This window comes from Streptomyces sp. NPDC050704, assembly GCF_040654355.1.
Lineage (GTDB): Bacteria > Actinomycetota > Actinomycetes > Streptomycetales > Streptomycetaceae > Streptomyces.
Map to the genome: position 1 here is coordinate 1 of NZ_JBFAHW010000231.1, position 6338 is coordinate 6338.

9 protein-coding genes and 2 pseudogenes are annotated in these 6338 nt (G+C 68.6%); 3 read left to right on the forward strand and 8 right to left on the reverse strand.

From position 1 onward, the window contains the following. Together AB0I18_RS51290 and AB0I18_RS51295 are read right to left on the reverse strand one after the other, a co-directional pair. A pseudogene (locus tag AB0I18_RS51290) lies at nucleotides 1-215 on the reverse strand (MarR family transcriptional regulator); the annotation flags it as partial. Between the two features lie 94 nt (nucleotides 216-309). Next, on the reverse strand, nucleotides 310-477 hold the full coding sequence (locus AB0I18_RS51295) for a hypothetical protein (RefSeq protein WP_363112767.1): 168 nt from the start codon (nucleotides 475-477) through the stop codon (nucleotides 310-312). A gap of 127 nt (nucleotides 478-604) precedes the next feature. Between AB0I18_RS51295 and AB0I18_RS51300 the strand changes: the two genes are divergently transcribed. Then, nucleotides 605-982 carry a DoxX family protein gene (locus AB0I18_RS51300; RefSeq protein ID WP_363112768.1) on the forward strand — a complete coding sequence of 126 codons (378 nt, stop codon included), beginning with the start codon at nucleotides 605-607 and terminating at the stop codon, nucleotides 980-982. A 29-nt stretch (nucleotides 983-1011) separates the two neighbouring features. Next, on the forward strand, nucleotides 1012-1983 hold the full coding sequence (locus tag AB0I18_RS51305; protein WP_363112769.1) for a pirin family protein: 972 nt from the start codon (nucleotides 1012-1014) through the stop codon (nucleotides 1981-1983). A 34-nt stretch (nucleotides 1984-2017) separates the two neighbouring features. Here the strand turns inward: AB0I18_RS51305 and AB0I18_RS51310 are convergent, their stop codons facing one another. From AB0I18_RS51310 to AB0I18_RS51325, 4 genes are all read right to left on the reverse strand, one after another. Beyond that, a complete protein-coding gene (locus AB0I18_RS51310) occupies nucleotides 2018-2140 on the reverse strand; it encodes a hypothetical protein (RefSeq protein WP_363112770.1) in 123 nt (40 codons plus the stop codon). A gap of 92 nt (nucleotides 2141-2232) precedes the next feature. Further along, complete coding sequence (locus tag AB0I18_RS51315) at nucleotides 2233-3129, reverse strand: LLM class flavin-dependent oxidoreductase (RefSeq protein ID WP_363112771.1); 897 nt, start codon at nucleotides 3127-3129, stop codon at nucleotides 2233-2235. Between the two features lie 126 nt (nucleotides 3130-3255). Continuing rightward, nucleotides 3256-3594, reverse strand: a complete 339-nt coding sequence (locus AB0I18_RS51320; protein ID WP_363112772.1) for a GNAT family N-acetyltransferase — start codon at nucleotides 3592-3594, stop codon at nucleotides 3256-3258. A gap of 20 nt (nucleotides 3595-3614) precedes the next feature. Further along, nucleotides 3615-4604, reverse strand: a complete 990-nt coding sequence (locus AB0I18_RS51325; protein ID WP_363112773.1) for a pirin family protein — start codon at nucleotides 4602-4604, stop codon at nucleotides 3615-3617. Between the two features lie 94 nt (nucleotides 4605-4698). Between AB0I18_RS51325 and AB0I18_RS51330 the strand changes: the two genes are divergently transcribed. After that, nucleotides 4699-5193: a carboxymuconolactone decarboxylase family protein gene (locus AB0I18_RS51330; RefSeq protein WP_363112774.1), complete on the forward strand. Its 495-nt coding sequence runs from the start codon at nucleotides 4699-4701 to the stop codon at nucleotides 5191-5193. A gap of 123 nt (nucleotides 5194-5316) precedes the next feature. Here AB0I18_RS51330 and AB0I18_RS51335 read toward each other — a convergent pair whose 3' ends face one another. Together AB0I18_RS51335 and AB0I18_RS51340 are read right to left on the reverse strand one after the other, a co-directional pair. After that, nucleotides 5317-6078, reverse strand: a complete 762-nt coding sequence (locus tag AB0I18_RS51335) for a 3-oxoacyl-ACP reductase family protein (protein ID WP_363112775.1) — start codon at nucleotides 6076-6078, stop codon at nucleotides 5317-5319. Then, nucleotides 6078-6338 (reverse strand): annotated as a pseudogene (locus AB0I18_RS51340) (NmrA/HSCARG family protein); the annotation flags it as partial. The pseudogene AB0I18_RS51340 and the gene AB0I18_RS51335, both read right to left, overlap by 1 nt.

Here is a 6338-nt window from a genome sequence, read left to right on the forward strand (position 1 = left end):
TTCTCCCACTCCAGCGCCCGAGCCAGATCCTGATAACGCTGCCGCCCCTCCGGCACATCCGTCAGATTCACCAGCACACCGAAATCCGCCGCCGACAGCTTCGACTCACTCTGCAACAACCGCGACAGACGACCCCCCAACCGCTCATGCAACCGAACAAAGCTCCGCCAGGCGTGCTGCTCCTCCGCCGACAACCACCGAACTTCTTCATCCATACAAGCGAGTGTAAAGGAGTTGATAAGTCACCCAGCTGGAACGAGCGCGACCCGCCAAGACACCAATCCCCGCACGGCGCGCCAGGCCTCGCGGTCAGGATGCGTACTGCGGTGTCCAGTACGTAGCCGAGACCGCAGCGCACAGTTCGGCCTCCGTGACCTCGAGTGCGGCGCCGTCCTCCAGCGCGGCCTTGGCCACGGCCGGCGCGATCCCGCGGGCCGGGTCCCGCGTGCCTGCCGGCGGTGACCAGCTCGTCCCCACTCACCCCTGCTTCACCTCTACTCGCCTACTTGATATGTCATCCATTTCAGTCTAGCTTGGATGACACATCACTTACTTGTGTGGGACCGCCTCCGCGGACTGCCCCACCCCATCTCAAGAGGTACCTGTGAATGTCGTTCTGTGGGCTGTCGCCGTCCTGCTCGCTCTGGTGTTCTTGGGGGCCGGCGCTGCCAAGCTCGCCCAGTCCAAAGAAAAGCTCGTCGCATCTCCCTCCATGGGCTGGGCCGAGGACTTTCCCCCAGTGATGATCAGGGCGATCGGCCTCCTGGAGATTCTCGCCGCGCTCGGACTGATCCTGCCCGCGGCGGTGGACATCGCTCCGGACCTCGTTCCGCTGGCCGCCTCCGGCCTGGCACTGACCATGTTCGGCGCCGCCATCACGCACAGTCGGCGCGGGGAGCTCCAGTCGGTCGTCGTGAACGTGATCCTGCTCGCCCTGACCGTCTTCGTGGCCTGGGGACGGTTCGGACCGCACGCCTTCTGACGGCAACCCCAAAAGAGAGGAACGCAGACATGCCCGCAATCACCGTGGACAACGTGCTGGTCCTGCCGCGCCTGCCCGAGCTCGACCCGGCCGGCACGGCCTACCGGCCCGTCCGCCGCCTGACGACGGCGCAGCAAGGCTTCGAGGGCGAGGGCTTCGCGGTACGCCGCGCCTTCGCCGGGGTATCGCTGCCGGAACTGGATCCGTTCGTTCACATGGATCACATAGGCGAGGTCGAGCAGGCTCCGGGAGAACCCCAGGGCACCCCGTGGCATCCGCACCGCGGATTCGAGACGGTCACCTACCTCATCGACGGCGCCGTGGAACACCAGGACTCCAACGGCGGCGGCGGCCTCATCACCGACGGCGACACCCAGTGGATGACCGCGGGGTCCGGCATCCTGCACATCGAGCAGCCCCCGGAGCGGCTGGTCCAGAGCGGCGGGGTGACCCACGGTGTACAGCTGTGGGTCAACCTGCCCCGCGCCAAGAAGATGAGCCCGCCCCGCTACCAGGACATCCGCGGCAAGCACACCGGACTGGTCACCACTCCCGACGGCGGCGCGCTGATCCGCGTGATAGCCGGCGACATCGCCGGACACGCGGGCCCGGGCATCACCCACACCCCGATCACCGTCGCGCACATCACCATCGAGCCCGGCGCCCAAGTCGACCTGCCCTGGGACCCCGCCTACAACGCGCTGGCCTACACCCTGGCAGGCCACGGCACGGTCGGCAGCGAAGTCCGCCCCATCCAGGAGGGACAGCTCGCCGCCTTCGGCGCGGGTGACGCACTGCGCCTGACCGCCGACCGCGTACAGGGGTCCCGCTCTGCCAAGCTGGAACTCTTCGTGCTGGGCGGCCGCCCCATCCGCGAACCCGTCGTCCAGTACGGCCCGTTCGTGATGAACACCTCCGAAGAGGTCCAGCAGGCGTTCGAGGACTACCAGGCGGGCCACCTCGGAGTCATCCCCGCCCAACGCCTCCCCCACACTTCCTGAACCTTCATTCGGAACGGCCCAACCATCAACGGGCTCAAGGGAATTGTGGTGACGTTCTGCGGGCGGGCATCGGGAGCGGGCCGCTGTATTCAATGCCGGTTTCGCTGACCAGAAGGTTCAGGCCACCACCGGACTCGGCGGCGGCCTGGACGGTCATGTCCCGCATCCTGCTGGATCACTGACGCCGTCCTGGAGAGCCGGAGAGGACGTGTCCGCCGATGGGAGCGTGCCGGTAGCGGGACGGACCGGTCAGCTACGGGATGCCACGACCAACTCCCGTACGGCGGGGGCGACCTCCTCGCCGAACTGCTGGATCGCGGTGGGATCGTCGCCGCCCAGGATGTAGCCGGAGATGCCGTGCTCGATGGTGGCCTCGGCGAGTTGTTCGGCCCACTGGGTGAGCGGTCCGCTGAGGGCTCCGGAGCCGCCGGCCGGGGACGGGGTGCCGATGTTCAGCAGTCGACGCACGGACGCGGGGTCGCGCCCCGCCGCTTCGGCGCCTTCGTCGACGTGCCGGCCGGCGCGGGCGAGTCCGGCGAGTCCGCCTTCGAAGGCGCTGAGGCTGGGCAGCCATCCGTCGGCGATGCGGCCGACCAGCCGGAGGAGCCGTGGCCGGTACGCGCCGACCCAGATGCCGATGTCGTGGGCGGGTGCGGGGCCTCGCTTGGCGCCCGCGACGCGGTAGTGGGTGCCGTCCATGCGCGCTCCGCCACGCGTTTCGGTGTCCCAGATCTCACGGATGATCGTGATGGCCTCTTCGAGGGCGTCCACGGACTCGCCGGGTGCCAGCCGCCGGCCGCCGATCGCTTCGATGGCGTCCCAGAACGCGCCCGCTCCCAGCGCCAGTTCGACGCGGCCGCCACTGAGCAGGTCCAGTGTCGCGGCGCTGCGGGCAATGACCACGGGCTGGCGCATCGGCAGGTTCATCACATTGGGCGCCAGCTTGATACGGCTCGTCGCCGCGGCGAGGTACGAGATCAGCGTCCAGGAGTCCAGCAACCGCGGTTGGTAGGGGTGGTCCTGGAACGTGGCGATGTCGAGCCCGGCCCGCTCCGAGAGCTGGGTGAGCGCCACCACCTGGTCGACCTGGTCGGCGCTCGGCGTGATGAAGCTTCCGAAGAGCAACTCGTGCGACTGCCTGGGCATCTCTGACCTTCCTGAATAGCTACTGCCCTCCCGGCCGGACCGGCTGTCGGCCGCCGATCCGGCCGGGAGGGTGGGACTCGTCGCACCTGACAGGTACCTTCCGAACGGCAGCCGGGCGACGGCAGGTCAGCCCAGGTGCGCCTCCAGCCACCGCAGGACCTCAGGGGTCACGGGATCAGTGACGTCGGCGAACTCGTCATGCCTCTTCAGGAACTTGGCCACGTACGGACAGACCGGCACGATCCGCTTCCCGGAGGCGCGTGTGTCGGTGAGCGCCTGCCGCACCAGCTGTGCGGCCAGGCCCTGTCCGGCGTAGGCGTCGTCGACCTCCGTATGGAAGAACACACGCTGCTCACCGTGGTCGCGGTACTCGGTCATGCCGGCACGCTTGCCATCGACCACGATCTCGTACCGATGGTGTGCGTCCACCCGCTCGACGACCGGGGCGGCAGAAGGCTGGCTCATGGGGACCTTTCTGAGAGAGATCAGCGACGCGGAGGGTTGCGACGCGGCCTGATGGTGGCGTTGGGCAGGGCGGGCGCGGGGAGACGGCCCCCGGGGAAACCCTCCATGGTGCCGAAGCGGTCGGAGGATGCCTCCCACTCCTCGCGGGCCTCGACGATGTCCTCATGAGTGCGGCCGATGAAGTTCCACCACATGACGATCTCCTCCTCGAACGGCGTACCGCCGAGCAGAATCGTCCGCGCCGGACCGTCCGACTCGTTCGTGAGCGTCAAGGTGCCCGCACCCGGCGGGACATAGCCCAGCTCCGCCCGGTGCAGCAGGGTGTCAGCCACGCGGACGTCCCCGCTGTCCACGAGAAGGCCGTGCTCGAAGCCGGTGTCCACGGAGAGGGCGACCGTCGCACGCGGTTCGAGCACGATCTCGGCGCCGAGCAACGGGGTGAACGTCCGCACCGGAGACAGGTCACCGGCGAGCGAGCCGAGAAAGACCCTGATCTCGGCCCCCTCCATCCGCACGGACTCGGGCGCATAGTGCTGGAAGTCCCGTTCCGCGTTCCGGTGCTCCTCCGGCAGTGCCACCCACAGCTGGACGCCGTGGACGACGGTCGTGCGCGGGGTGGAGAGCTCCGAGTGGGCGATGCCGTACCCGCCCGTCATGAGGTTGATCTCCCCGGGCAGCACCAAGGCATGGGTACCGAGCGTGTCGCGGTGCTCGACCTCTCCGCTGAACAGCCAGGTCACCGTCTGCAGACCGGTGTGCGGATGCGGGGGCAGCGCCATGCCGCCCCGGTCGGTGACCTCGTCGGGACCGTAGTGGTCGGCGAAGCACCAGGCGCCGATCAGTGTCCGGTCCCGCTGCGGCAGCGTCCGCCGCACGGTCATCGAGCGCGGTCCGCCCAGGGGCACCTCCCGTGCGGGGAGCACGTCGACCCGTGGCGCCCCGGCCGACCGTGCGTCGTCGACCGGCACCCCGCATCTCATCACTGCCGGTTCGGCTTCGACATTGCTCACCGAGACCACCTCCCGTGGAATCTAGTTGTTGCATCAACTATGATGCCATGATCATAGAGCGAAGACCACAGCAAGTAGACAGCGAGCGGGAGACATGCGGATCTTCATCGACAAACAGAGCCCCAAGGCCTTCCACGCCCTGGTGCAGACGTCGGAAGCGGTGCGCACGGTCGCCGCCGAGGCGGGGCTCGACCGCACCGTCGTGGAGTTGATCGACCTCCGTGTGTCGCAGATCAATGGCTGCGCCTACTGCCTCGACATCCACACCAAGGCGGCTGTGCGGGCGGGCGAGTCGGCGCAGCGGCTGGGAGTGCTCGCCGCCTGGCGGGACGCGGCGGTGTTCACGCCCGTGGAGCGTGCGGGCCTCGCACTGGCCGAGGCCACGACCGACCCCACCGATGCCGTCGCCCAGGAATCCGCCTACGAGACCGCTCGGCAGGTGCTCACCGACGACCAGATCTCCGCCGCGATCTGGGTGGCGGTCACCATCAACGCTTTCAATCGGGTCTCGATCATGAGCAAGCATCCGGTACGGGCGCATCGAGGTACTCCGGGCGAGGAGAGCGGTGTCACCGTGTCCGGTGGGTGATGCGACCCCCGCTCATCGTGCGTCGGATCGGATCGGGGCGTCGGCGAGTTCGCCAAGATCAATGCGTCAGTCGCCAGTCGCCCGGCCGGGTAGCCGCGGCCGGGGACTGCGTGCGTAAGCGGCTCAGACGGTGTAGCCGCCGTCGATGTTGATCGTCGCGCCCGTCACATAGCCCGACTCGGGGCCGGCGAGGTAGACGATCAGGCCGGTCAGCTCCTCGGGGGAGGCGAACCGTCCTGCCGGGGTCAGCGGGATCATCACCGAGGCGATGTCACCGTCGGCCGGATTGCTGTCGGTGTCGAACGGTCCTGGCTGGACCGTGTTGACCGTGATCGCCCTCGGCCCCAGTTCCCGGGCCAGCGCCCGGGTGAAACCGCCGATGGCCGCCTTGGTGAGGGCGTACGGCGTGCCGTACGGAATCGGCATCCGCTCGGCGAAGACGCTGCCGATCGAGATGATCCGGCCGCCGTCTCCCATGTGCCGCAGCGCCTCCTGGGTGGCCACGAACACCGAGCGCACGTTCACCGCGACGGACTGGTCGAAGTCGTCGACGGTGAGTTGCTCGATCGGGCCGAAGTGACCGCCCCCGGCGTTGTTCACCAGGATGTCCAGGCGGCCGAAGGTCTCCACGGCGCCGTTGACCGCCGAGCGGACCGCCTCCGCGTCCGCGGCGTCGGCCGCGATGGCCACGGCCTTGCCGCCTTCGGACGTGATGCTCTCGACGACCTTGTCGGCGTGGCCGGGAGACGAGTTGTACGTGATCGCCACGGCCGCGCCCTCCCGGGCCAGGCGACGGGCGATGGCCGCGCCGATGCCGCGGCTCGCGCCGGTGACCAAGGCGACCTTGCCGCCCAGCTGCCCGCTCACAGTGGTGGTCGCGCTCATCACTTCACCTCGAACTTCGAGGCGTTCTCGACCAGCCAGGCGTCGAAGTCCTTGAGCGCCGGGTTGATCTCCCGCAGCCGGTTCAGATCACGGGCGCCGGTGAACTCCTGATCGAAGTCGCCGTAGTACTGGAACATGTTGCCGAGCTCCCCGGCCAACGGAATCTCGAGGGTGCGGAAGAAGTCGTAGGGCACGGACTGGAAGCGCACCGGCTCGCCCAGCGCCGCCGCCAGCTTCTCCGCGTACTGCGCACCGGTCAG